Annotated in this window: 20 protein-coding genes; 3 read left to right on the forward strand and 17 right to left on the reverse strand. The window is 69.6% G+C overall.

Annotated elements, in window-relative coordinates:
• Positions 1-41: 41 nt before the first annotated feature.
• The 12 genes from RUR_RS06535 to RUR_RS06590 all read right to left on the reverse strand — a co-directional run bounded on the left by RUR_RS06535 (position 42) and on the right by RUR_RS06590 (position 14,789).
• The gene (locus RUR_RS06535; RefSeq protein WP_346349022.1) at positions 42-1,466 is read right to left on the reverse strand and encodes an FAD-dependent oxidoreductase; all 1,425 of its coding nucleotides are present in this window, start codon (positions 1,464-1,466) and stop codon (positions 42-44) included.
• Positions 1,385-2,257, reverse strand: a complete 873-nt coding sequence (locus RUR_RS06540; RefSeq protein ID WP_283133955.1) for a tryptophan 2,3-dioxygenase — start codon at positions 2,255-2,257, stop codon at positions 1,385-1,387. The genes RUR_RS06535 and RUR_RS06540 overlap by 82 nt, the downstream gene beginning before the upstream one ends.
• 147 nt (positions 2,258-2,404) lie before the next feature.
• Complete coding sequence (locus RUR_RS06545; RefSeq protein WP_283133956.1) at positions 2,405-3,424, reverse strand: LLM class flavin-dependent oxidoreductase; 1,020 nt, start codon at positions 3,422-3,424, stop codon at positions 2,405-2,407.
• An 11-nt stretch (positions 3,425-3,435) separates the two neighbouring features.
• Positions 3,436-3,789: a TIGR04076 family protein gene (locus tag RUR_RS06550; RefSeq protein ID WP_283133957.1), complete on the reverse strand. Its 354-nt coding sequence runs from the start codon at positions 3,787-3,789 to the stop codon at positions 3,436-3,438.
• A 17-nt stretch (positions 3,790-3,806) separates the two neighbouring features.
• A complete protein-coding gene (locus tag RUR_RS06555) occupies positions 3,807-4,202 on the reverse strand; it encodes a nuclear transport factor 2 family protein (protein ID WP_283133958.1) in 396 nt (131 codons plus the stop codon).
• Positions 4,199-5,425 (reverse strand): amidohydrolase family protein, encoded by a 1,227-nt coding sequence (locus RUR_RS06560; RefSeq protein ID WP_283133959.1) that lies wholly within the window; start codon positions 5,423-5,425, stop codon positions 4,199-4,201. Before RUR_RS06560 ends, RUR_RS06555 begins: the two co-directional genes overlap by 4 nt.
• Positions 5,422-7,089: a hydantoinase B/oxoprolinase family protein gene (locus tag RUR_RS06565; RefSeq protein ID WP_283133960.1), complete on the reverse strand. Its 1,668-nt coding sequence runs from the start codon at positions 7,087-7,089 to the stop codon at positions 5,422-5,424. Before RUR_RS06565 ends, RUR_RS06560 begins: the two co-directional genes overlap by 4 nt.
• Positions 7,086-9,140 carry a hydantoinase/oxoprolinase family protein gene (locus RUR_RS06570; protein ID WP_283133961.1) on the reverse strand — a complete coding sequence of 685 codons (2,055 nt, stop codon included), beginning with the start codon at positions 9,138-9,140 and terminating at the stop codon, positions 7,086-7,088. Before RUR_RS06570 ends, RUR_RS06565 begins: the two co-directional genes overlap by 4 nt.
• A gap of 8 nt (positions 9,141-9,148) precedes the next feature.
• The gene (locus tag RUR_RS06575) at positions 9,149-11,254 is read right to left on the reverse strand and encodes an ABC transporter ATP-binding protein (RefSeq protein WP_283133962.1); all 2,106 of its coding nucleotides are present in this window, start codon (positions 11,252-11,254) and stop codon (positions 9,149-9,151) included.
• Between the two features lie 5 nt (positions 11,255-11,259).
• Positions 11,260-12,096: an ABC transporter permease gene (locus tag RUR_RS06580; protein WP_283133963.1), complete on the reverse strand. Its 837-nt coding sequence runs from the start codon at positions 12,094-12,096 to the stop codon at positions 11,260-11,262.
• Positions 12,096-13,106: an ABC transporter permease gene (locus tag RUR_RS06585; protein WP_283133964.1), complete on the reverse strand. Its 1,011-nt coding sequence runs from the start codon at positions 13,104-13,106 to the stop codon at positions 12,096-12,098. Before RUR_RS06585 ends, RUR_RS06580 begins: the two co-directional genes overlap by 1 nt.
• A gap of 3 nt (positions 13,107-13,109) precedes the next feature.
• On the reverse strand, positions 13,110-14,789 hold the full coding sequence (locus RUR_RS06590) for an ABC transporter substrate-binding protein (RefSeq protein WP_283133965.1): 1,680 nt from the start codon (positions 14,787-14,789) through the stop codon (positions 13,110-13,112).
• A 412-nt stretch (positions 14,790-15,201) separates the two neighbouring features.
• Between RUR_RS06590 and RUR_RS06595 the strand changes: the two genes are divergently transcribed.
• Positions 15,202-15,537, forward strand: coding sequence for a TraR/DksA family transcriptional regulator (locus RUR_RS06595; RefSeq protein WP_283133966.1), 336 nt, complete (start codon positions 15,202-15,204; stop codon positions 15,535-15,537).
• An 18-nt stretch (positions 15,538-15,555) separates the two neighbouring features.
• Here RUR_RS06595 and RUR_RS06600 read toward each other — a convergent pair whose 3' ends face one another.
• The 5 genes from RUR_RS06600 to RUR_RS06620 form a co-directional block, all read right to left on the reverse strand.
• A complete protein-coding gene (locus RUR_RS06600) occupies positions 15,556-15,945 on the reverse strand; it encodes a RidA family protein (RefSeq protein ID WP_283133967.1) in 390 nt (129 codons plus the stop codon).
• A 331-nt stretch (positions 15,946-16,276) separates the two neighbouring features.
• Complete coding sequence (locus RUR_RS06605) at positions 16,277-17,242, reverse strand: zinc-binding dehydrogenase (RefSeq protein WP_283133968.1); 966 nt, start codon at positions 17,240-17,242, stop codon at positions 16,277-16,279.
• A gap of 155 nt (positions 17,243-17,397) precedes the next feature.
• The gene (locus RUR_RS06610) at positions 17,398-18,366 is read right to left on the reverse strand and encodes a zinc-binding dehydrogenase (protein ID WP_283133969.1); all 969 of its coding nucleotides are present in this window, start codon (positions 18,364-18,366) and stop codon (positions 17,398-17,400) included.
• 96 nt (positions 18,367-18,462) lie between these two features.
• A complete protein-coding gene (locus RUR_RS06615; protein WP_283133970.1) occupies positions 18,463-18,891 on the reverse strand; it encodes a PPOX class F420-dependent oxidoreductase in 429 nt (142 codons plus the stop codon).
• A 58-nt stretch (positions 18,892-18,949) separates the two neighbouring features.
• A complete protein-coding gene (locus RUR_RS06620; protein WP_283133971.1) occupies positions 18,950-19,639 on the reverse strand; it encodes a TetR/AcrR family transcriptional regulator C-terminal domain-containing protein in 690 nt (229 codons plus the stop codon).
• An 89-nt stretch (positions 19,640-19,728) separates the two neighbouring features.
• Here RUR_RS06620 and RUR_RS06625 point away from each other — a divergent pair, with 89 nt between their 5' ends.
• Complete coding sequence (locus RUR_RS06625) at positions 19,729-21,402, forward strand: ATP-binding cassette domain-containing protein (RefSeq protein ID WP_283133972.1); 1,674 nt, start codon at positions 19,729-19,731, stop codon at positions 21,400-21,402.
• Between the two features lie 183 nt (positions 21,403-21,585).
• On the forward strand, positions 21,586-22,929 hold the full coding sequence (gdhA, locus tag RUR_RS06630; protein ID WP_283133973.1) for an NADP-specific glutamate dehydrogenase: 1,344 nt from the start codon (positions 21,586-21,588) through the stop codon (positions 22,927-22,929).
• Positions 22,930-23,170: the final 241 nt, after the last annotated feature.

A 23,170-nucleotide genomic window follows, 5' to 3' on the forward strand; every position in this document is an offset into this window, starting at 1 on the left:
AGCCCTAAGATCCAGCCACACTCGCAACCGGGACGGGTTCTTTAAGTGCGGCGTCTTAGTGCCCGTACAGCCGTTAGGGCGGCAGCTGTGGCTGCTCCTATTGCCAGGGCGGTTACGGTGCGGCGTTGGCGGGCTATGCGGGTGCGGACTTCGGCGTACGGAACCGTGCTGAAGGAGATCAGCTCGTATTGGGACTCGTAGGTGCCGGGGAGGAGCCGCTCCAGGCCGTGCTCGATCTTCTTGCCGAGCAGGAACGAGCGGGAGCCGACCTTGTCCCGCATCTCGACGAAGTTGGCCAAAGCCAGTTCGGCGATGGTGTCGGCGTGTTCCTTGCGGCGGGTGCCGAAGGTCGCCAGGGCGCGGGGGAAGTCGTCGCCGGTCTCCTCCAGGCAGCGGTCCAGCTCCACGCAGTCTTCGAAGCCGCAGTTGGCGCCTTGGCCGTAGAAGGGGACGACGGCGTGCGCGGCGTCGCCGATGAGGCCGGTCACCGCCTCCTCGCCCTGGACGTGCCAGGGCTTGGCCCGCACGGTGACCAGGTGCCCGATCGGGTTGTGGGTGTAGTCGTCGACCAGGTCGGGCATGAGCGCGTGGGCGTCGGCGTAGTGCTCGGCGAAGAACGCGGTGAACTTTTCGGCGGTGTCGAGTTCGGCGAAGCTGCCGGGGCCGGACTTGGGCCAGAACAGGGTGCAGGTGAAGGAGCGGTCCGGGTTGGGCAGGGCGATCATCATCGCCTGGCCGCGCGGCCAGATGTGCAGCGCCCCCGGGTCGAGGGCGTACTCGCCGTCGCGCGCCGGGATGGTCAGCTCCTTGTAGCCGTAGTCGAGGAAGCTCTGGCTGAAGTCGAAGCCGGGCCGGAACTGCAGCTGGAGCCGGACCGCGCTGTAGGCGCCGTCGGCACCGATGATCACGCGGGCGGTCTTCTCCACCGGGCCGGACGGGGTGTCGAAGGTCATCCGGCCGGTGTCCACGTCGAGGCCGGTGAGCCGGTGCTCGAAGCAGGCTTCCACGCCGGGCCGGTCGAGGGCCGCGTCCAGCAGGGTGCGGTTGAGGTCGCCCCGGCTGATCGAGTTGATCGCCCGCCGCCCGTCGGCGCTGTAGGACTGGAAGCTGAGCGACCCGTCGCGGGCGTGCATCATCCGGCCGGGCATGGGGAGCGCCGGCGCCATGACGGTCTCGTCGAGGCCGACCCGGCGCAGCGCGTCGATCCCCCGTTCGGAGATCGCCAGGTTGATGGAGCGTCCCCGCTCGGGGGTGGATTTGCGCGGGTCGGGGCGGCGCTCGTAGAGGGTGACCCGGTGTCCGCGGCGGGCGAGGTAGACGGCCGCCAGGCAGCCGACGAGGCCGGCACCGACCAGCGCGACGTCCTGCCCGGCTCCGCCGGCCATCAGATCACCGTCCTGGCGGACCAGAGTTCGGGGAAGACCTCCCTGCGCAGGCTCCGCTCCAGCCAGGCCAGGCCGGTGGATCCGCCGGTCCCGGCTTTGGCGCCCATGGCCCGGCGGACCGCCATGATGTGGCGGTACCGCCAGTCGGAGAACTTCTCCGACAGGTCCATGAGGGCTTCGGCGAGGTTCCACAGTTCGCCGCCGGGCCCCTGCTCGCCGTAGATCGCGACCCAGGCGGCCTCCACCTCGGGCATGGGGACGTACTCCACGGTCAGGTCCCGGTCCCCGGGGATCTTGTAGCCCCGCCGGGAGAGCAGGTCGAGGACACTGTCGTACAGGCTGGGCTTGGCCAGCGCCTCCTGGAGTTCGGCGTAGACCCGCCGGGTACGGCGGTGCGGCCGGGTCATCGGCTCGGACTTGTTGCCGAAGAGGAACTCCAGGTGCCGGTAGCCGGCGGACTGGAATCCGGAGGCTTCGCCGAGCGCGGGACGGAAGGAGTTGAACTGGACGGGGGTCATCCAGCTGAGTGACTGCCACGTCGCGTTGAGCCCGTCGAAGTGCCGGACGCTCCGGCCGAGCGCGGTGGTCGCCCCGACGACGTCGTCGGCGTCGAGCAGCCGCTGCGCCTCCAGCAGTTCCGCCCTGATCAGGCCGAAGTACAGCTCCATGACCTGGCTGATCACCAGGAAGGCCCGCTCTTCCGGCACGTCGGTGCGGGGCTTGAGGAGGCCATGCAGGATCTGGGCGCCGACATACTCGTCGTACGGGTTGCCCGCCTCGTACTCCAGCGTGGGTCCGTTGTCGCCCTCGGCTTGGGCGGTGACGCGCTCGCGCACACCGGCCGCCGATCCGACGACTCTCCTGCTTGTCATCTCGCTCTCCTTCCGCACCTCCATGTTCACTCAAGCTGAACTTTGGTGAAATCAGCAGCACATACGAATTCCGGCTTTCTACCTTTGATGCTAAAAGTTCGCCCGGAATCCGATTTCAACGTGACTGTACGGAGCCAATCGGCTCCGTCAGGTGCCCAAGTGGGCTGAACGGTCCAGCAGCGGAAGTACCGCGGCACCCAGCAGCTCCACCCCGGAGTCGTCGGTGAGGCCGTGCGGAGTACCGAACTCCACCCGGCGCACCCCCGCGTCGATGAGGGCCTGCGCCTGCGCGGCGACCTGCTCGGGCGTCCCCGAGAAGGCGAACAGGTCGAGCAGATCGTCCGGGATCAGCCGCCCCGCCGCCTCGTGCTCCCCCGCGTCCACCAGCTCCTTCACCGCGGCGAGCAGGTCGGCCGGGACCTCCGCGGTTGGATCGAGGTCGGCGACCACCGCGAGGTACATCGCCACCTCGGTCCGCGCCTTCGCCCGGGCCGCCCGCCCGTCGACGTCGACGACGGTCACCGCGCCGAGCACCACCCCGATCTCCGCCGGATCCCGCCCCGCTTCGGCGGCCCCGGCCGCGACCCAGCCTCGGGCCACCTCCGCCATGGCCGGGTTGGCGCTCCCGCCGACCTTGAGCTCGTCGGCGATCCGTCCGGCCAGCGCGGCCCCCCGCGGCCCCCAGGCGCCGATGAGCAACGGCGGTCGCGGGCGGTGCGGACGGTAGCGGAGTCCGGTCCCGGGGGCGAGCCGGAACACCTCCCCTTCGAACCCGCTCACGTCCCCGCCGAGCAGCCGGTACACCACCTCGGCCGTCTCGGCGAGCGCCGTCAGCGGGCGCGGCTGGTCGATGCCGACCGCGCCGAGCCAGGTGCCCCGGGCCAGCCCCAGGTAGGCCCGGCCGTGCGAGGCCAGGTCGAGCGCCGCGAGCTGCCCGGCGATCTCGTACGGCGCCGCTGAATAGGGGTTGAGGCAGGCGGTGCCGAGCCGCACCCGCCGGGTCGCGGCGGCCATCTCCAGCAGCGGGAAGAGCGGGGGCTGGTACATCAGGTCGCCGAAGACGCTGAGCACGTCGAAGCCGTGTTCCTCGGCCCGGCGGGCGAGCCGCGCGTAGTCACCGGCCCGTTTGTCGCTCTGCAGCCCGAGCCCGATCTCCGCTTCAAGCACGAAAAATCCCCTTAAGTCAGGTCAGCGCAGTTCATCCGGCGGCGGCGGGTCCGCTCCACCCGCATCACCAGCCGCTCCTCGGGGTCCGGACAGCAGAAGAGCGAGTCCTGCTCCAGCCAGTCCCCGGCCGCGAGGTCCCGCTGCTTGGCGGCGAGGAACGGCAGGGCGGAGCCGAGCGCGTACACGCAGAAGTGCTTGCCCTCGGGGATCTTCAGGTGGGCGCTGTTCTCCAGTTCGAAGTAGTCGCCGACGGCCATCCCGCAGACGGACCTGCCCTCGATCCGCTCCACCACGACCCGCAGGTCGTACAGCTCCATGTCCCCCTCCGCCGGGTCCGCGCCCGCCGGGTTCGTCTCAGTGGCCATCCGTCATCCCTCCCCTGTCACGAGCCGAGGTACTCGGCGTGGTGATGCACGATCAGCCAGTCGTCGTCGGTACGGCGGAGCACGTCGGTCACCCGGCTGTGCTCGGCCGGGGCGCCGGGTTTCTCGGCGACGAGCAGGTACCGGGCGACGCCGACGTCTCCGTAGACGTCGATCCGCTTGTCCCGGGCGACGAGCCGGCTCAGCGTGGGGCGGGCGCCCGAGGCGTCCCGGCTGTCCCGATAGGCGTCGAGCTCGGCCCGGCTGCGGAGCGGCCCGGGCAGGTGCGTCTCCCACGTGGTGATGTCCGGGTCGAGGTGGCCGTCGAACCGGACACGGTCCGCCGCGAGGAACGCGTCGTACATGTCGTCGATGCCCGCCGCGATGGCGGCGGCGTCGGTGGTCGTCCCGGTCATACCCGCTCTCCTCCGGCCCGGTCGTCGCGAACGACCCGGCCTCCCTTCATCACCCAGCGGATCGTGCGGAAGGCCGAGGTCGCGGCGAGCGGGTCGGCGTCCATCGCGATCAGGTCGGCGTACCGTCCGGCCTCGACGGTGCCGAGGTCGGCTTCGGCGCCGAGCCAGCGGGCCGGGCCGAGCGTCGCCGCATACAGCGCGCGAGCCGGCCCCAGGCCGTACTCGGACAGGTACTCCAGCTCCCGGACGGTGGCGTTGGTCCCCTCGAAGGACCAGAACGGCGGCATGTCGCTGCCGAGGAGCACCTCGACCCCGGCCGCAAGGGCCATCGCGAAGCTCTCCAGGTGCCGAGGGCCGGCGCCGAGCGAGCGGCACTGCATCCATTCGGGCACGCCGAGTTCGTCGAAGAACTCCTTGCATCGGGTGACCAGCAGGGTGGGTACGAGCGCGGTGCCCCGCGCGGCCATCGCCGCGGCGACCTCGGGGGTGAGCTGGTAGCCGTGTTCGACGCAGTCGAGGCCGAGCTCGACGGCTTGGGCGATCACGGCGGCGGGACCGGCGTGCGCGGTGACCTTACGGCCCCAGGCGTGTGCGGTTCCGATGACCGCGGCCATCTCGTCGGCGAACAGCTGCGGGGTGTCGATCCGCTCGTGCCGCCCGGCGATCCCACCGGAGATCATCACCTTGATCAGGTCGGCGCCCATCTTGATCTGGGTGCGCGCCCCGCGCCGGAAGTCGTCGGCGCCGTCGCATTCGAGGGTGTCGCTCCCCTCGTGTCCGTGGCCGCCCGTGCAGACCAGCGCCCGCCCCGCGGTGTAGATCCGGGGGCCGGACACCCGGCCCGCGTCGACGGCCCGGCGGAGCGCGAAGTCGGCGTGATCCTTCTCCGCCACGCACCGGACGGCGGTGACGCCGCACTGCAGGGTGCGCCGCGCCCCGTCCGCCATGTAGAGGGCGAGCTCGTGCGGGGTGAACGAGGCGACCCGCTCCCCGCCCGCGCCGGGGAGGGAGAGGGAGAAGTGGGTGTGCATGTTGACCAGGCCGGGCGTCAGGTGGGCCCCGTCCAGGTCGACGAGCGTCGCCGCGTCCACCTGGGGGATCACCTCCTCCCGGGGGCCGACCGCGGCGATCCGCTCGCCGCGGATGAGCACGGCCGCGTCGGGGACCCGCCGGAGGCTGTCCGCGACGGTGCAGTTGACCAGGACGACGGGGGTGTCGCTCATCGATCGACCTCCACTCCGTAGATCTCACGGGCCGCCTCCGGGGAGACGTAGCCCTCGGCGACGTCCTCCCGGACCGCGTCCGGGTCGCGTTCGGCGGGGTCGCCGTGCCCGCCGCCGCCCGCGGTGAGCAGGGTGATCCTGTCGCCGACCTCGACCTTGACCCGTTTGGTGCTGACCCGCTGCTCCCGGTCGGTGCCGGGGAAGACCACGACCTGGTTGGCCTCGGGCTCCAGGCCGCCCCGGAGCGCCCACGGCCGCGTCCTGGTCTTCTTGATCACACTCAGGAACTCGCCGGGCAGAACGAAGCGGATGTCCCTCCGCAGTCCGACCCCGCCTCGGTGCCGGCCGCCACCGCCGGAGTCCTCCCGCATCTCGACCCGCTCGAAGAACATCCCGGTCCGTGCCTCCAGCACCTCGATCGGGGTGATCCGCCCGGTGCTGCCGGAGACGTGGGTGGCGGCGTTCATCCCGTCGTGGTCGCGGGTGGCGCCCCAGCCGACCGGGTCGTTGTTGCTGACCGCGAACATCTGCCCGGTGTCGGGGTCGGTCCCGACCATCATGAATCCGGGCACGTCACCGCCGGAGGAGGCGGGCAGCCGGTCCGGCATGCCCTGGGCGAGCGCCTTGAGGATGAGCTCCACCGCGACGATTCCGGTCCACAGGGTGAACGTGGGCTGGGGATAGACCGCGTGGAAGAGGGTGCCGGGCTCCGCCCGTACCGTCAACGGCACCGTGGTGCCGAAGTTGGACGGGTCGTCCGGCGAGGTGAGCGACTTGAGGATGACCTTGCAGATCGCCTCGGTGGCGCCGAACGGCATGTTGATCGGGCCGGGGACCGCCGGAGAGGACCCGGCGAAGTCCACGGTGAAGGTGCCGTCGGCGATGGTGACGGCGACCTCCATCCGGACCGGGTCGTCGGTGATGCCGTCGTCGTCGACCCAGTCCACCGCGGTCCAGGTGCCCTGCGGGAGCTTGTCCAGGGCGGCGCGGGTGCGGGCTTCGCCGTCGTCGATCATGCGCTGTACGGCGGCGTCCACGGTGGGGCGGCCGAACTTCTCCAGGATCTCCAGGAAGCGGCGTTCGCCGGTCCGGAGCGCGGCCACCTGGGCGTGCAGGTCACCGAGGACCAGGTCGGGCATGCGCGAGTTGAACCGGATGAGCTCGTGGATCTCCCGGTTGGGCTTGCCCCGGGAGAACACCTTCGTGCCCGGAAAAATCATGCCTTCCTGGTGCATGTCGGTGGAGTCCAGCACGTAGCCGGGGTCCTTGGCGCCCAAGTCCATCCAGTGGGCCCGAACACACAGGAAACCGACGATCTCCCCGCCGGAGAAGACCGGCGAGAAGAGCGTGGCGTCGTAGGCGTGCGCCGCGTTCCAGTACGGGTAGTTGAGCAGCACCACGTCGCCCGGCTCCAGGTTCTCCCGGCCGACGTACTCCACGCCCTTGCGCAGCGAGAAGTCGTTGGCGCCGAGGAAGAAGGTGAGCCCGGTCGCCTCGGCGATCAGCCGCAGGTCCGCGTCGTACATCGACATGCCGAAGTCGTGTACCTCGTAGATCACCGGGTTGAAGGAGGTGCGGATCAGCGTCGCCCGCATCTCCTCCGCCGCCGCGAGCAGATAGCTCCGTACGACCTCGGCGGTGGCCCCGTCCAGTCGCTTGGTCATGACGCCTCCGTCGGTCTCACCAGCAGATAGCCGTGCTCGTCGACCTCGACCCGCTGCCCCGAGGGGACGACGGTGGTCGAGGTGCCCTCGTCCACGAGGGCGGGCCCGTCGAAGACGTCGCCGGGTTCGAGCAGCGCCCGGTCGTAAACGGCGAACGAGGCGACGTCCCGGACGCCGAAGTCGTAGGCGTCCCGGCGGCGGAGCAGCGCCCGGCCCGGGTCCCCGTCGCCGCGCGGCCGTACCGGCAGCTCCAGCCGGTCGGTCCGGCCGATGCCGCGGACCCGCAGGTTGAGGATCTGCAGCCGGTTGTCCATGGCGTGCCCGTACCGGGTGACGTGGGTGTCCTCGAACGCCTTGCGGATCGCCTCCCGGTCCGGCCCGGACCCGGTCGTGATGATCAGCGAGTGCTCCTGGCCGAGATAGCGCAGCTCAAACTGCCGTTCGAGGACCATCCGGTCCGGCGGAACCTGCTGGGCCCGGAGCGAGGCGACCGCCTCGGCCTCCACCGAGCGGAACACCGACTCCAGCTCGTCCAGGTCGGCGTCGTCCAGTGTGGCCATCACGGTCCGGGAGAAGTCGTCCACGATGTCCGCGCTGAGCATCCCCCAGGCGGAGAAGCCGGAGGGCGCGAACGGCACGATCACCTCGCCGATCCCCATCTCCGCGGCGAGCAGCGGCGCCAGCAGCGGACCGGCCCCGCCGAAGGCCAGCAGCGAGAAGCCGCGCGGGTCGTGCCCCCGCTCCACGGTGATCTGCCGGACCGCACCGACGGTCTTGGCGAGCAGCACGTCGAAGACCCCCGCCGCGGCGGTCTCCGCGGAGAGGCCGAGCGGCCGGGCGATCTGCTCGTCGAGCGCCTCCCGGGCTGAGGACGCCCTGAGGTCCATGGTCCCCGCAAGGAACCGGCTCGGGTCCATGAAGCCGAGCACGACAGCCGCGTCGGTGACCGTCGGGAGCGTGCCGCCCCGGCCGTAGCAGACGGGACCCGGATCGGCCCCGGCGCTCTGCGGGCCGACCTTGAGCAGTCCCCGCTCCAGCCAGGCGATCGACCCGCCGCCCGCGCCGATGGTCCGGATGTCGTAGGTGGGGATGAGCAGCGGGAAGTGTTCCAGCTGCGCCTCGTAGGCCGCGACCGCGCTACCCCGCTCGATCACGCAGGCGTCCAGCGAGGTGCCGCCGATGTCGAAGGTGAGCAGGTCACGGCGGCCGAGCTCGGCGGCGAGGTGGGCCGCGCCGACGATCCCGCCCGCCGGGCCGGAGAGCACGGTGTGCGTCGGGGAGGTCTTGGCCACCGCCGAGGTCATCGAGCCGCCGCCCGAGCGCATGATCAGGAACCGGCCGTCGAAGCCCCGCTCGGCCAGGCCCCGCTCCAGCTCGTCCACATACCGCTCGAAGATCGGCCGGATGTAGGCGTCCAGGACCGTGGTGCTGGTCCGCTCGTACTCGCGGTACTCCCGGACGATGTCGGTGGAGACCGACACCCGCACCTGCGGATACGCCTCCCTGATGAGCCGCGCCGCCTCCCGCTCGTGGGTGGGGTCCAGGAAGGAGTGCAGGAAGCAGACGGCGATGGAGACCACGCCCTGTTCCTCCACGAGCCGCCGGGCCGCCTCGCGTACCCCGCCGGCGTCGAGTTCGTCCACCACGCGGCCCTTGTGGTCGAGCCGCCCGCGTACCCCGGCGGTATCGCGCCGCCGTACCAGACTCGGGGGACGCCGGTACTCGAAGTCGTACATGTGATCGGAGGGGACGTTGCCGCGGCCCAGCAGGAACACGTCGCGGAACCCGTCGTTGGTGATGATCCCGGTCCGCTCGCCCCGGCGCTCCAGCACCGCGTTGAGCCCCAGCGTCGTCCCGTGGATGAACAGCTCGACCTCGGACAGATCGGTCCCGAGCGCGGAGACCGCGTCGAGCACCCCCTCCCAGGGCCGCGCCGGGGTCGTCGACGCCTTCCGGAAACGCACCTGGTGGGTACGGACGTCCAGCTCCATCGCATCGACGAACGTGCCGCCGATGTCGACGGCGAGCCGGATGCGTTTGGGGTCGGGCATGGCAGATGTCACCTTTCGATCAACTCGATCAGCCCGGGGATGTCGGCGGCGCGATGGCAGGCCACCCGGCTCCCGCCGTGGTCACGGAGCTCCTGCTCCCGCTCCGCGCAGGCCGGCACCGAGAACGGGCAGCGTGGCGCGAGGGCGCACCCCCGCGCCGCGTCCGTCTCCTCCAGGTCCCTGGTCAGCGTGACCCCGGCGCCGGCGAAGCCCCGGCCGAGGCTCGGCGCGCTCGACAGCAGCGCCCGGGTGTACGGATGACGCGGATCGCCGAAGACCGACTCAACCGGCCCTTCCTCCACGATCCGCCCCAAATAGAGCACGACGACTCGGTCGCAGAACCCCCGAACCGTGGCCAGATCATGCGAGATGAACACCGCGCCGCGGGACGGGTCGGACGTCACCTCGGCGATCACCTTGAGGATCTGCGCCTGGACCGTCACGTCCAGCGCCGAGGTGGGCTCGTCGAAAACGATCAGATCGGGCTCGCCGACCAGCGCCCTGGCGATCCCGACGCGCTGCGCCTGCCCGCCGGAGAGCTCGTGCGGCCTGCGCTCCAGAATCGAGGCGTCCAGTTCCATCCGCTCCAGCGCGGCCCGGACCCGCGCCTCCCGCTCCGCCGCCGGCACCCCGGCCGCGCGCAGCGGCTCGCCGATCGCGTCCGCCACCGTGCGCCGAGGGCTGAGCGAGCCGATCGGATCCTGGAAGACCAGCTGGACCCGGGTACGCAGCCTGCGCAGCTCCGCCCCGCGCACCTTCGCGAGATCCCGCCCGGCCACCTCGACCCGCCCCCGCGTCGGCGCCTGCAGGCCGAGCATCAGCCGGGCGAGCGTACTCTTCCCGCAGCCGCTCTCCCCCACCACGCCGAGCGTCTCCCCGGCGGCCACGCTGAGGCCGACCCCGCGCAGCGCGTGATGCCCGCCGCCGCCGAACCGGCTCCCGTACACCACATGCGCGTCCTCGACCCGCAGCACCTCGCGCGCGTCCACGACTTCTGTCCGGTACGGGGCTCCGCCCGTGGTCGCCGCCTTGCCCGGGGCCTCGATCTCGCCGGAAGGCTCACCCGAGGGGGCCTCGCCGATCCGCAGTGGGTACTCGGCCTGTTCGAGGTGGCGGGCGTGCGCGATGTCGTCAAGGCCGTGCACCCGCTCGGCGAGAGAGCCGGTCTTGGGGTGGAAACACGCGGTGCTCCACTCCCCCGTGATCAGCCGGGCCATCGGGCGTTCCGCCGTACAGCGCTCCGAGGAATCCGTACAGCGTTGGGCGAACGGGCAGGAACCCGGAGCTTCGCGGAGCAGCGGCATCGAACCCGGGGTGACCGCCACCGGGCGGCCGTCCAGATCGGGTACCGAGCGGAGCAGCGCCCGCGTGTAGGGGTGGGCGGGTTCGGTGAGCACCCGCGCGACCGGGCCGGTCTCCACCACGGTGCCCGCGTACAGCACCACGACCCGGTCGCAGACCTCGGCGATCGACGCCAGGTCGTGCGAGATGAGCAGGACGCCCCGGCCCTCCGCGTCCGCGGCCTGGCGGAACCTGGCCAGGATCTCCCGGGTGAGCGTGACGTCCAGACCGGTGGTCGGCTCGTCCGCGATGAGCAGGCCGGGCGCGCACCCGGTGGCGAGGGAGATCATGACGCGCTGCGCCATCCCACCGGAAAGCTCGTGCGGATAGGCCGCCAGCCGCCGCTTCGGACTGCGGATGCCGACCGACTCGAAGAGCTCGGCGGCGACCTCACGGGCCTGATCCGGTGACAGCTTTTGATGGGTGAGCAGCCGATCGACCAGCTGACGGCCCACGGTCCGGGTCGGGCTGAGCGCGCCGCGCGGATTCTGGAAGCAGATCGCCGCGCCACGTCCCCGGAACGACTCCAGCTCGGCACGGCCCATCGCGAGCACATCGGAGCCGTCGAAGAACACATGGCCGCTCGCCTGCGAGCCGCCCGGGAGGAGGCCGACGATCGAGCGGGCGACCATGCTCTTGCCGCCGCCGCTCTCCCCGACCAGGCCGACCACCTCGCCGGAACCGACGGACAGCGTGACGCCGCTCAGCGCCGCCACCTGCCGGCCACGCCCATGGATCACCACGGAGAGGTCCTCGATCGCCAGAAGGGTCACCGACCTCACCTCCGCTTCGAGTCGGCGCGTTCCTGCAGCCCCTCGCCCAGGAGGCTGAAGCCGAGAACGCAGATGAGCAGACAGAGACCGGGTGGCACCGAGGTCCACCAGCGCCCGGCGACCACATCCCCGGCACCGAGGCTGATCATGGCGCCCCACTCCGCCTCGGGTGTCGGGATGCCGAGGCCGAGGAAGGAGAGCCCGGCGAGGGTGAGCATCGCCCAGCCGCAGTTGAGCGGGGCGATCACCCGGACCGGGGTGAGACTGTTGGGCAGGACGTGCCGCCAGAGCACCGACCAGGTGGAGGAGCCGGAGGTCCGGGCCGCCTCCACGAACGGCAGGTCCCGGATGGCGCGGACCTCGGCCCGGACCAGGCGGGCGTAGGCGGGGGCGTTCACCAGGGCGACCACCGCGATCAGGTTGGCCACCCCGCCGCCGAGGAGCGCGGCCACCGCCAGCGCCAGGATGAAGGTGGGGAACGCCTGGAAGATGTCGAGCACCCGCATGAGGGCGTCGTCCAGCAGGCCGCCCCGGTACCCGGCGACCAGGCCGATCAGGCTCCCCGCCACCACGGCCAGGGCGACCGAGGCGACCGCGACGCCGAGATCGAGCCGTGCCGCGTACAGCACCCTGCTCCAGACGTCCATCCCGTTGAGGTCGGTCCCGAGCAGGTGCGCCCCGCCCGGCGCGGCGAGCGAGGCGGCCGGATCGATCTCCTCGGGGCCCCAGGAGCTGAGCAGCGGGGCGAAGAGCGCGGCGAGCACCACCGTGATCAGGATCGCCGAGCCCACGACGATCAGGGAGGAGGCGAAGCGCTCCTTCGTCCTTGCCGTTCGCGCCATCAGATCCTCACTCGGGGGTCGAGGATCGCCTGAACCACGTCGGCGATGAGGAAGACCAGGACGTAGAGGAGGGCGATCACCAGCACCGACGCCTGCACGACCGGATAGTCGCGGAAGAGCAGGCCGCGTAGCGCCCACTGGCCGAAGCCCTGCCAGGAGAAGACGTACTCGATGAGAACCGTGGAGCCGATGGCGAAACCGAACACCAGCGCGGCCAGGGCGGGCAGCCGGGCCAGGGTCGCCCGGAGCAGATAGCCGCGTAGGAGCAGCCGGTCCCGGAGCCCGTGCGTGGCCGCCGCCGTGTACGCCTCCGAGCGCAGCACCTCCAGGGCGGACGCCCGTACACTCCGCAGCAGCGGTGCGACGATCACGATGACCAGGGTGGCCACCGGGAGCATCAGGTGGTGCAGCGCGGACAGAAAGGCCGGTCCGTTCGCCGTCAACGCCGCGTCGAGCAGATCGGCGCCGGTGATCAGGCTGAGGTTGGTGTCGGGGTCGACCCGTCCGCTCGGCGCCGGAGCCCAGCCGAGCACGCTGTAGACGACCAGGATCAGCACGAGGCCGAGCCAGAACTCGGGCACCGAGTTGCCGACGAGCGCCCCGACCCGGACCGTGTGGTCCCCGGCCCCACCCGCGCGCCGCGCCGACCAGATGCCGAGGACCGTGGCGATCACCAGCGCAATGATGAGAGCGATGACGACGAGCTCCAGCGTCGGGCCGAGCCGGACCGCCATCTCCGACGCGACGGCCCCGCCGCTCTGGATGGAGGTGCCGAAGTCCCCGGTGACCAGCCCCCCGAGATAGTCGAGGAACTGCTGCCAGAGGGGTTGATCAAGCCCGAACCTGGCCCGCGCGGCTGCGGCGTCGGCCTCGCTCGCGTTGGGCCCGAGGATGGTCTTGATCGGGTCGCCGGGCAGCACCCGGACCAGGAGAAAGGTGAGGATCACCACCCCGAGCAGGACCGGGACGAGCTGCAGCAGCCGTCTGAGAACGAACCGGAGGACGCGCATGGATCACTTGGCGATGCTCAGGTAACGCAGCCGGGCGAGACCGTCCATCGGCTGGACCCAACCGGCCACCTCGGCGCGGACCGGGAGGTTGAAGTTCGGCTGGCAGACGATCACCCACGGCACGTCCCGGGCGAGAATCTCCTGAACCTTGAGCCAGAGCTTGGCCCGCTCGGACTCTTCCACCACCGTGTGTGACTGCTCGAAAATCTGCTCGATCTCGGGATTGTTGTAGTTGGAGTAGTTGAGGTTGGCGTCTTTGACGAAGCTCGTCCCGAGCATGTATTCGACATCGTTCACCCAGAGCTCACCCATGGTGACCTGCAGCGGGATGTTCCGCTTCTCCCTGCGCTCCCCGAAGGTCGCCGGGTCCAGCGAGGTGAGCTTCAGCTCGATGCCCGCCTTACGGGCCTCGCTCTGCACGAGTACGGCGAGCTGCTGCTGCTCCTCGTTGCCGCTCTCGTAAACCAGTTCGGAGCCGACCGAGGTCTTGCCCGCCTCGGCGAGGAGCTGCTTGGCCTTGGCGACGTCGTGGGTGTACGGGTAACCGGTGTCGACGTAGCCGGGCATGTCCAGCGGGACGAAGCTCTTGCAGGCCCGCGCCTCACCGCCGTACACATTCGCGATGATCTGCTCGTACGGCACGGCGTGCGCGAACGCCTGACGCACTTTGGGGTCGTCGAACGGCGCCGTCGTCACCGACATCTGAATGGTGAGCTGGGCGTTGCTCGGCGCGGAGATGACCTTGATGCCCTCGGCGTTCTTCAGGTCCTTGATATCCCGCTGGGCGATGCCGAGAGCGATGTCGATGTCGCCTTTCTCCAGCTGAAGGCGCTGGTTGGAGGCGGCGGGCACCACGCTGAGCCGGATCTTGGCGGTCTTGGGGGCGTCCGGGCCCGGGTACCCGGTGTTCGCGGCGAGCACGATCTCCTGACCCTGCACGGCCTTCTCCACATTGAAGTAGCCGCCGGTCGGGGCGTTCTTGGCGAACCACTCCTTGGCCCACGGGTCGGCGTCGGTCGCGTGCTTCTTCGCCTCCTCGGAGTCGAAGACGTACAGCGCGATCGCCTGGATCTGCCGGGTGAGCGCGCTCGGGAACTCCTGACGGAACCGAACCGTGTAGTCGTCGACGATCTCCACCTGGTCGGCCTTGGTCAGCCCGATCAGCCGGTAGATCCCCGCCACGTTCGCCTTCGCGGCGAAAGCCCGATCTTTGGACCACTTGACGTCCTTGGCGGTCATCTCGTTGCCACTGGCGAACTTGACGCCCTTACGCAGCTTGAGGGTCCAGACCTTGTTGTCGGCGTCCGGCTCGAACGACTCGGCGAACGTCGGCCCGACCGCGGTGGTGTCCAGGATCCGGCCACCGGCCACGTCCTTGACCCCGTAGTCGATCATGTAGGGGAAGACGTTCTTGTGCAGCATCAGGCCGATCAGGTCGAAGCCCACGAAATCCTGGTCCCAGCTGCTTATGTAGCTGTTCACCGCGATCCGCAGCGTCGAGGCCGCCGCGCCGCCGGCCGCCGTACCCGCCCCCGCCGTCGCGGGAGCGCCCGCGCCGCCCGCCTTTGTCCCGGCCGCACAGCCGGTCGCCAGGAGGAGTGCCACCCCACCGCCGAGCTGAAGCACCGACCGACGGGACAGCAGGGGTGATTTCTCACCGTCCGGACGCAAGAAACCAGCCATGGCGGTCCTCCTGAGGCCACGAGGGGATAGGCAGCGGGGGGCGTACGGTCACATCCGTCACACCCCACGTGACCTACGATTGCCATTTGTTCTATCAGACACAAGTTTTGTGAACAAGGGTTGCACGGATGTTCACGATGAAATCACCTGATCAGAGGAGACTTAAGCGATCATGGGTGACGTGGTCCACCAGTCGTGTTCACTCAATTTCACAATCGATTGAAGTGAACACGATCAGGCTGGGCGGGTGCATACCCGCATCCGCCGTACCTCTGGCCCCGCCCCGGCGGACCCGACCGGGCACATAGGAGCCGGGCATAGCTTGAGGAATACGGACATGTCATAGTCCGTTCACACTGAGGTGAAGGGGCAAACGTCCAAAGCGGGTCTCTCCACTGCGGAGCGGGCCGCCTTGAAGGACCTCCTAAGCAAGGACCGCGAGAGCACCACCGTCCAGATCGCGGCCCTCGTTCGCGACCGCGACGGGATCCTCGAATCCGCGGCGATGTCCGCCTCCGACGACGAACACGACCCGGAAGGCGCCACCGTCGTCTACGAACGCGCCCACATCGAAGCCCAGCTCGACCGCGCGCAACAACACCTCGTCGACCTCGACGAGGCGACGGAGCGACTCGCTCGGCAAACCTACGGCGTCTGCGAAAGCTGCGGCCGCCCCATCGCCTTGGCCCGCCTCAAAGCCCGACCCACCACCAAGACCTGCATCGACTGCGCCAACCGCCGCCGCTGACCGGTTCTCATCCACCCGTCAGGCGGACCGCCGCCGCGCGTCCACCTCGATCTCGATCTTCATCCGGGGATCGGCGAGCCCGCACACCATCATGGTCGCGGCCGGTCGAACCTGGCCGAAACACCGCCGCAGCGCCGGCCAGCAGGGCTCGAAATCCGCGCGGTCCGGGAGCAGATACCGCACCCGCACCACATCGGCGAACCCGCATCCCGCCTCGGCCAGCGCCGCCCCGATGTTGCGCAGGCACTGCTCGGCCTGCTCCACCACATCGTCGGAGATCGTCATGGTCGCATAGTCGAACCCGGTGGTTCCCGACACGTACACCCGATCCCCGTCGACCACCGCCCGTGCATACCCGATCTGCTCCTCAAACACCGACCCACTCAAAACCACCCGTCGCTCCGCCATACCCAAACGCTAGGGCACCAGCCGCCCCCAAGCAGCCTCAGGCTCAACGCTCCAAATATGCACAACAACGCCACTGTTGATCAGGCCAGACTTGGGGGCTGCCTGCGAAGAAGCCACGAACCATGGCAGCGGGAAGTCCCGCTCGTCGAGCCGACGCCACGTGATCATGAAGACCTTCCGGGGTGAGACGCCGACGGCCGTACGGGCTCGGCTCCCGACGGCGGCACCTCCGAGGGTGTCCGCCGACTGTCCGTGACGGTAGCCCAGACCATCGTCCGTCGGCATCCCGATTGTCCGGACTCCTCATCAAGCAGCGGCCGTGCGTGCCCGCTCAGATGATCAGCAGCGACTTGCCGACCGTGTTGCGCGCGGCAAGTGAGATGTGGGCGTCCCGGGCCCGATCCAACGGGAAGGTCGCACCGATCGCCGGTCGAAGCCGCCCTTCCGCGATCATCGCGAGCGCCCGCCCGAGCCGTTCCCGTCTGACGGCAGGATCGGGCGGCCCCACGAGTGCGCTGATCACCCGCACCTGACGCTCTTCGGCGAGGCTCGGATCGATCTCGGTGACCCCGCCGTCCGCGGCCCCGTAGGTGATGAACCGGCCGCCCTGTGCCGCCGCCGTGAACGCCACCTGGCCAAGCATCGCGCCCGCACCGTCGATGACCAGGTCGGCTCCCCTGCCGCCGGTCACCTCGCGTACCCGGTCCACCCATCCTTCCACCGAGTAGTCGACGGTGGCCTCCGCCCCCAGATCACGGGCGAGCGCGAGCTTGCGCTCACCCCGCGCCGCCGCGACGACCCGGGCCCCGGCGTCGAGCGCCAGCTGCACCAGCAGCGAACCCGCCCCACCTGCCGCCCCGGCCACCAGCACCCACTCGCCCTTTTCAATCTCCGCCAGCCGGGTGATGCCCTGTGCGGTGACCCCGTCGTGCAGTACGGCTGCCGCCTCGGGGAAGTCCACCCCGTCGGGGATCTCCACCACTGCGTCGACGGAGGCGACGATCCGCTCGGCGTAACCGGTGGCCGCCTTGGCGACGACCCGCCGCCCGACCCAGCCGGGATCCACACCGTCCCCGACGGACAGCACCGTCCCCGCACCGCCGCCGCCGGGGATGTACGGCGGATTCTTCGGGAAGATATCCCCTCCCATGCCGCCGCGCAGCAGCGTATCCAGGAAGATCACATCTGCGGCGACAAGCCCCACGACCACCTCTCCCGGACCGGCCTCCGGATCGCCGACCTTCACCGGTACCAGCACCTCGGGACCACCGAACTCCCGTACATGAACAGCGCGCACAGAACCACTCCTCAATCGACGAATCTCGTGCACGCAGTCTCCAACCTCCAGCTAACTCGAGGTCAAGCCATCGGCCTGTCGGACACGTTGAGGTTTCAGTTCCAGGCGACAGGTTCGGAAGCGCCGTCAGCGGTTCAGGTCGGTAGCGCGTGTTCTCAGATGAGGAGCAGTGACTTGCCGACCGTGTTGCGCTGCGCCAGGGACTCGTGGGCGTCCCGGGCCCGATCCAACGGGAAGGTCGCACCGATGACCGGCCGGATCCGCCCTTCCGCAGCCAGGGTGAGCGCCTGCGAAAGCAGTTCCCGTACGGTTGCCTGATCGGGTGGTCCGGCCATCAGCGCGTTGCTCGCCCGTACCTCCCGCTCGTCGGCCACCTGCGGGTCGATCTCGACGAGCCCGCCGTCCGCGGTGCCGTAGGTGATGAACCGGCCGCCTCGCGCCGTGGCCTCGAACGCCGCCTCGCCCAGAGTTCCGCCCGCGCCGTCGATGACCAGGTCTGCTCCCGCACCGCCCGTCGCTTCGCGCACCCGGTCGGTCCACCCTTCCACCGAGTAGTCGACCGTGACCTCCGCGCCGAGTTCGCGGGCCAGCGCCAGCTTGCGCTCACCCCGCGCCGCCGCGACGACCCGGGCCCCGGCATCACGGGCCAGCTGCACCAGCAGCGAACCCGCCCCACCGGCCGCGGCGGCCACCAGCACCCACTCATCTTTCTCGATCTGCGCCATCCGGGCGAGGTTGAGGGCGGTGGCCCCGTCGTGCAGTACCGCTGCCGCCTCGGGGAAACCCAAACCCTCGGGGATCTCCACCACCTCGTCGACGGCGGAGACGACCCGCTCGGCGTACCCGGTGGCCGACCTGGCGACGACCCGGCGCCCGACCCAGCCGGGATCCACGCCGTCGCCGACCGACAACACCCTCCCCGCGCCGCCACCCCCGGGGATGTACGGCGGATTCTTCGGGAAGTACTCGCCTCCCCAGCCGCCCCGCAGCAGCGTGTCGAGGTAGATCACATCGGCGAAGGCCACCCCCACGACCAGCTCGCCGGGACCGGCCACCGGGTCGTCGACCTCCACCGGCACCAGCACTTCGGGCCCACCGAACTCCCGCACATGAACCGCGCGCATCGAATCTCCCCAATCGACGAATCTCGTGCCTGCAGTCTCCAACCTCTAGCTAGGTAGAGGTCAACTCTGCTGTTCCACAATCGGGAGAACGGTGGTCTAAGAGGTTGCCGGGGCCTCGTGGACGGTGCGGCGGGACTCGTACCAGGTGTCGCCGGCGGGCTCGCCGTCGAGGTTCCAGCTCCAGGAGACGGCCGGAGTGATCCGGCTGTAGACGCCGGGCCCGACCCGACCGACCCGTTCGACCGGAGGCTCGGCGTGGCCGTAGACGCGGATGCCCCGGACGATCAGTGGATCGACGGACAACAGATCGTCCACGACCAGGGCCACCTCGCGGTTCCCGGCCTGAAGGTTGCGGAACTTCCGGGTGACGAGCACGGACTCGCCCACGCCGCCGACCCAGAAGTGGGTCCCGTCGAACTCGAAGGAGAGGGGCACCACGTCGGGCTGCCCGTCCGTCGCCACGGTGGCGAGACGGGCGAGTGGTTGTGACCGCAGGTAGGCGATCTCCTCATCGGTAAACGACATCGTTCCTCCCCAGACAGCACATCGCTCATGACATTCGAAATAATATTCGATTCACGTGTCAGGCGCCCTTGAATACCGCCAACTGGCTCTGGATCCCGGTGAGCAGGTAGTCGAGGCCGAGCTCGAAGGCGTCCTTCCACTCGTCTCCGACCAGGGGATCGTGGGTGGCGAGGGTGGGATACCGGTCCCGCTGGGCGTGCAGGTGCCGTTTCGCGGCCTCGCGTACCTCCTCCTCGTCGCCGGCCTGCCAGGTGGCCTGCATCATCGCCGAGCCGATCACGTAGTTGGACAGCGCGTACGCAGTCCCGGTCAGCCGCTGCCCGGCGAACCCGGCCGCGGCGAGGGTGGCGTGCAGAAACTCGCTGCGGGTGAGCACGTTCGGGCCCATCAGCGGCCGGCTGAGCAGGGTCGTGGACCACGGGTGATTCAGGAGTGCCTGAAGCCAGCCCCGGAGGAGCGCCCGGACGTCCTCCTGCCAGTCCCCACCCCCGGCGGGGACCCGCACCTCGTCGAAGATCGTGTCCAGGGCTAGGTCGAGTACGTCGTCCTTGGTTTTGACGTGCCAGTACAGCGTGGTCGAGCCGGTGCCGAGCCGCTCGGCGAGCCGGCGCATGGTGAGACGGCCGACGCCTTCCTCGTCCAGCAGGGCGACGGCCTCCGCGACGATCCGGTCCCGGCTGAGCGGCGGTGCGCCGCGCTGGGTCGCCGTGGCCCTGAACCAGACGTTCTGCATCTCACTCGTGCTCACAGGGGAGAGTCTAGTATGTTGTTCGAGTACCGGATCGTTGATCCGGTCACTCGTACATCGGTCTAGAACCATGAGGAGGTACGGCGGCCGTGGGACACGTCGAGGTGGACCGGCTGACCTATGTGCTGCCGGACGGGCGGCTCCTGCTGCACGACGTGTCGTTCCGGATCGGCGACGGGGTCAAGGCCGGGCTGGTCGGGCCGAACGGCGCGGGCAAGACGACCCTGATCCGGCTGATCACCGGGGATGTCCGGCCCGCCGACGGCCGGGTGGTGCGCTCGGGCGGGCTCGGCACGATGCGCCAGTTCATCGGGAACATCCGAGACGACAGCACCCTGCGCGACCTGCTGCTCTCGGTGGCCCCCGACCGAATCCGGGAGACGACCGCGGCGTTGGCGGACGCCGAAGCGGCGCTGGCGGCGCGGGACGACGAACCGGCCCAGCTGGCCTACGCGCAGGCCCTTTCCGACTACGGCGACGCCGGAGGCTACGACCTGGAGGTCGTCTGGGACACCTGCACGACCGTGGCGATGGGCCTGCCCTACGACGCGGTCCGCGACCGGCCGGTCAACACCCTCTCCGGCGGAGAGCAGAAGCGCCTCGTCCTGGAGGCGCTGCTCCGCGGCCCGGACCAGGTCCTCCTCCTCGACGAACCGGACAACTACCTGGACGTGCCCGGCAAGGAGTGGCTGGAGGAACAGCTCCGCGCCACCCCCAAGACCGTGCTGATCGTCTCGCACGACCGCCGGCTCCTGGCCAACGCGGTGGACCGGATCGTCACGGTCGAATCTCGTGGGGTATGGATCCACGGAGGCGGTTTCGCCACCTATGCGAAGGGCCGCGCGGACCGCGCCGAACGCCTTGAGGAGCGCCGACGACGGTGGGACGAGGAGCACGTCAAGCTGAAGCGCCTGGTCAACACGCTCCGGCAGACCGCGGCCAACAACGACGCGCTCTCCTCCTCCTATCGCGCCGCCCGCACGCGGCTCAGCCGGTTCGAGGAGGCCGGTCCGCCTGAGCGCCCGCCCAAGCGGCAGAACATCCGCATCCGCCTGCGCGGGGGCCGCACCGGCAAGCGCGCCGTGATCTGCGAAAACCTGGAGCTCACCGGTCTGATGCGGCCGTTCGACGTCGAGATCCGGTACGGCGAACGCGTGGGCGTGCTCGGTTCCAACGGCTCGGGCAAATCCCACTTTCTCCAGCTGCTCGCCGAGATCGGCCAGGGTCACGAGGTGTCGGTACGGCACCGCGGCTCGGCCAAGCTCGGCGCGCGGGTGACGCCCGGACGTTTCGTCCAGACGCACGCCCGGCCCGAGCTGCACGGCCGTACCCCCGCCGAACTCGTGATGTCCGGGCACGCCCTCACCCTCAACGAGGCGATGGCCGCGCTCGCCCGCTACGAACTCGCCCCCGCCGGTGGTCAACGGTTCGAAACCTTGTCCGGGGGCCAGCAGGCCAGGCTCCAGATCCTGCTGCTGGAGCTGTCCGGCGCCACCTTGCTCCTCCTCGACGAACCGACCGACAACCTGGACCTGGCCAGCGCCGACGCCCTGCAGCAGGGCCTGGCCTCATACTCGGGCACCGTCCTCGCCGTCACCCACGACCGCTGGTTCGCCGATGACTTCGACCGTTTTCTCATCTTCGGCGCCGATGGAACCGTCTACGAGAGCGACGAACCCGTCTGGCATGAAGGGCGCGTCGATCGCCCCCGCGACGGGTTCACCCTCGCCGTCCCCGATGAGGCCGTCTCCGGTCTCGATTAAGGGAAGCCCGGTGCTTGACTGGTTAAGCATTTCCGACAGTCGCCTCAGATAACTGCGAACCCTGACTTACCAGGGCGAACAGCAGCCGCAGGCCGTACCGGACATCGATGATGGGACCGCCCTGATCGGTCGGAAAAGGTGCCTCATAGGGTTGGAGCGGTACCTGAACGAGGAGGCTCCACGATGCTGCACGAGAAGCTGTCGTCGGTCTACGACCACGTTCTGCGGCGCAACCCCGGTGAGACCGAGTTCCACCAGGCGGTGCGTGAGGTCTTGGAGAGCATCGGGCCGGTCCTCGGCAAGCATCCGGAGTACGCGGAATCCAAAATCATCGAGCGGATCTGCGAGCCGGAGCGGCAGATCATTTTCCGGGTGCCCTGGTCCGACGACCAGGGCGAGGTGCACATCAACCGGGGCTTTCGGGTGGAGTTCAACAGCGCCCTCGGCCCGTACAAGGGCGGCCTACGGTTTCATCCCTCGGTCTACCTGGGGATCGTGAAGTTCCTCGGCTTCGAGCAGATCTTCAAGAACAGTCTGACCGGCCTGCCCATCGGCGGCGGCAAAGGCGGCTCGGACTTCGAGCCGAAGGGGCGCTCCACCAACGAGATCATGCGCTTCTGCCAGAGCTTCATGACCGAGCTGTACCGGCATATCGGTGAATACACCGACGTGCCCGCCGGGGACATCGGGGTCGGCCAGCGGGAGGTCGGCTACCTGTTCGGCCAGTACAAGCGGATTACAAACCGGTACGAGTCCGGCGTGATCACCGGTAAGGGGCTGAGCTACGGCGGCGCGCAGGTCAGGACCGAGGCGACCGGGTACGGCTGCACGTTCTTCGTCGAAGAGATGCTCAAGGCGCGGGGCACCTCCTTCGACGGCCGGCGCGTCGTGGTCTCCGGTTCCGGAAATGTCGCGATCTATACGATCGAAAAGGTCGAGCAGCTCGGCGGAACGGTAATCGCCTGCTCGGACTCCTCCGGCTACATACTTGCCGAGAAGGGGATCGACCTGGACCTGCTCAAGCAGATCAAACAGGTGGAACACCACCGGCTCGACGTCTACGCCGGACGGGCCGGCAAAGAAGTCACCTTCGTCCCGAACCGGAGTGTGTGGGAGGTCCCCTGCGAGGTGGCGATGCCGTCCGCCACCCAGAACGAGATCACCGGCAAGGACGCGGAGCACCTGGTCAGGAACGGATGCGTCGCCGTAGGCGAAGGCGCCAACATGCCCACCACCCCCGAAGGCATCCGGGTATTCCTGGAAGCCGGGGTCGCGTTCGGGCCCGGAAAGGCCGCCAACGCCGGCGGCGTCGCCACCAGCGCACTGGAGATGCAGCAGAACGCCAGCCGCGACTCGTGGACCTTCGAATACTCCGAGGACCGGCTTCGCGAGATCATGCGCGACATCCACGCCCGCTGCCTGAAAACCGCAGACGAGTACGGCATGCCCGGAAACTACGTGGCAGGCGCGAACATCGACGGCTTCAAACGAGTCGCCGACGCCATGCTCGCCCTCGGCCTGATCTGAACCAACACCGGCGCCCAAGCCTGATCCGCTAACACCAACCGGCAAAACCCGCCACAATAATCCAAGGCCCCACCCACCGACCCCTTATTGGATCAAGGCCTGACCTGCGACTTTACCTCGGGGCCACAGATCATCCCTGGAGGCATCGCATCGTGAAGCTCGGCGACCAGTGCCTCATCAGCAACGTTCGCCCTGTCGACGACGGCCCGTAGGCGCTGGTCGTCGGCATGGCGGTTTCGCC

Source organism: Rhizohabitans arisaemae (assembly GCF_025996515.1).
Classification (GTDB): domain Bacteria; phylum Actinomycetota; class Actinomycetes; order Streptosporangiales; family Streptosporangiaceae; genus Rhizohabitans; species Rhizohabitans arisaemae.

Coding starts and splice junctions, on each gene's coding strand:
- RUR_RS06610 (WP_283133969.1), bottom strand. CDS start 18,366: ATGCGCGCGGTTCATGTGCGGGAGTTCGGTGGGCCCGAAGTGCTGGTG.
- RUR_RS06550 (WP_283133957.1), bottom strand. CDS start 3,789: ATGGCCACTGAGACGAACCCGGCGGGCGCGGACCCGGCGGAGGGGGAC.
- RUR_RS06580 (WP_283133963.1), bottom strand. CDS start 12,096: ATGGCGCGAACGGCAAGGACGAAGGAGCGCTTCGCCTCCTCCCTGATC.
- gdhA (WP_283133973.1), top strand. CDS start 21,586: ATGCTGCACGAGAAGCTGTCGTCGGTCTACGACCACGTTCTGCGGCGC.
- RUR_RS06600 (WP_283133967.1), bottom strand. CDS start 15,945: ATGGCGGAGCGACGGGTGGTTTTGAGTGGGTCGGTGTTTGAGGAGCAG.
- RUR_RS06615 (WP_283133970.1), bottom strand. CDS start 18,891: ATGTCGTTTACCGATGAGGAGATCGCCTACCTGCGGTCACAACCACTC.
- RUR_RS06570 (WP_283133961.1), bottom strand. CDS start 9,140: ATGCCCGACCCCAAACGCATCCGGCTCGCCGTCGACATCGGCGGCACG.
- RUR_RS06540 (WP_283133955.1), bottom strand. CDS start 2,257: ATGACAAGCAGGAGAGTCGTCGGATCGGCGGCCGGTGTGCGCGAGCGC.
- RUR_RS06560 (WP_283133959.1), bottom strand. CDS start 5,425: ATGAGCGACACCCCCGTCGTCCTGGTCAACTGCACCGTCGCGGACAGC.
- RUR_RS06555 (WP_283133958.1), bottom strand. CDS start 4,202: ATGACCGGGACGACCACCGACGCCGCCGCCATCGCGGCGGGCATCGAC.
- RUR_RS06565 (WP_283133960.1), bottom strand. CDS start 7,089: ATGACCAAGCGACTGGACGGGGCCACCGCCGAGGTCGTACGGAGCTAT.
- RUR_RS06585 (WP_283133964.1), bottom strand. CDS start 13,106: ATGCGCGTCCTCCGGTTCGTTCTCAGACGGCTGCTGCAGCTCGTCCCG.
- RUR_RS06590 (WP_283133965.1), bottom strand. CDS start 14,789: ATGGCTGGTTTCTTGCGTCCGGACGGTGAGAAATCACCCCTGCTGTCC.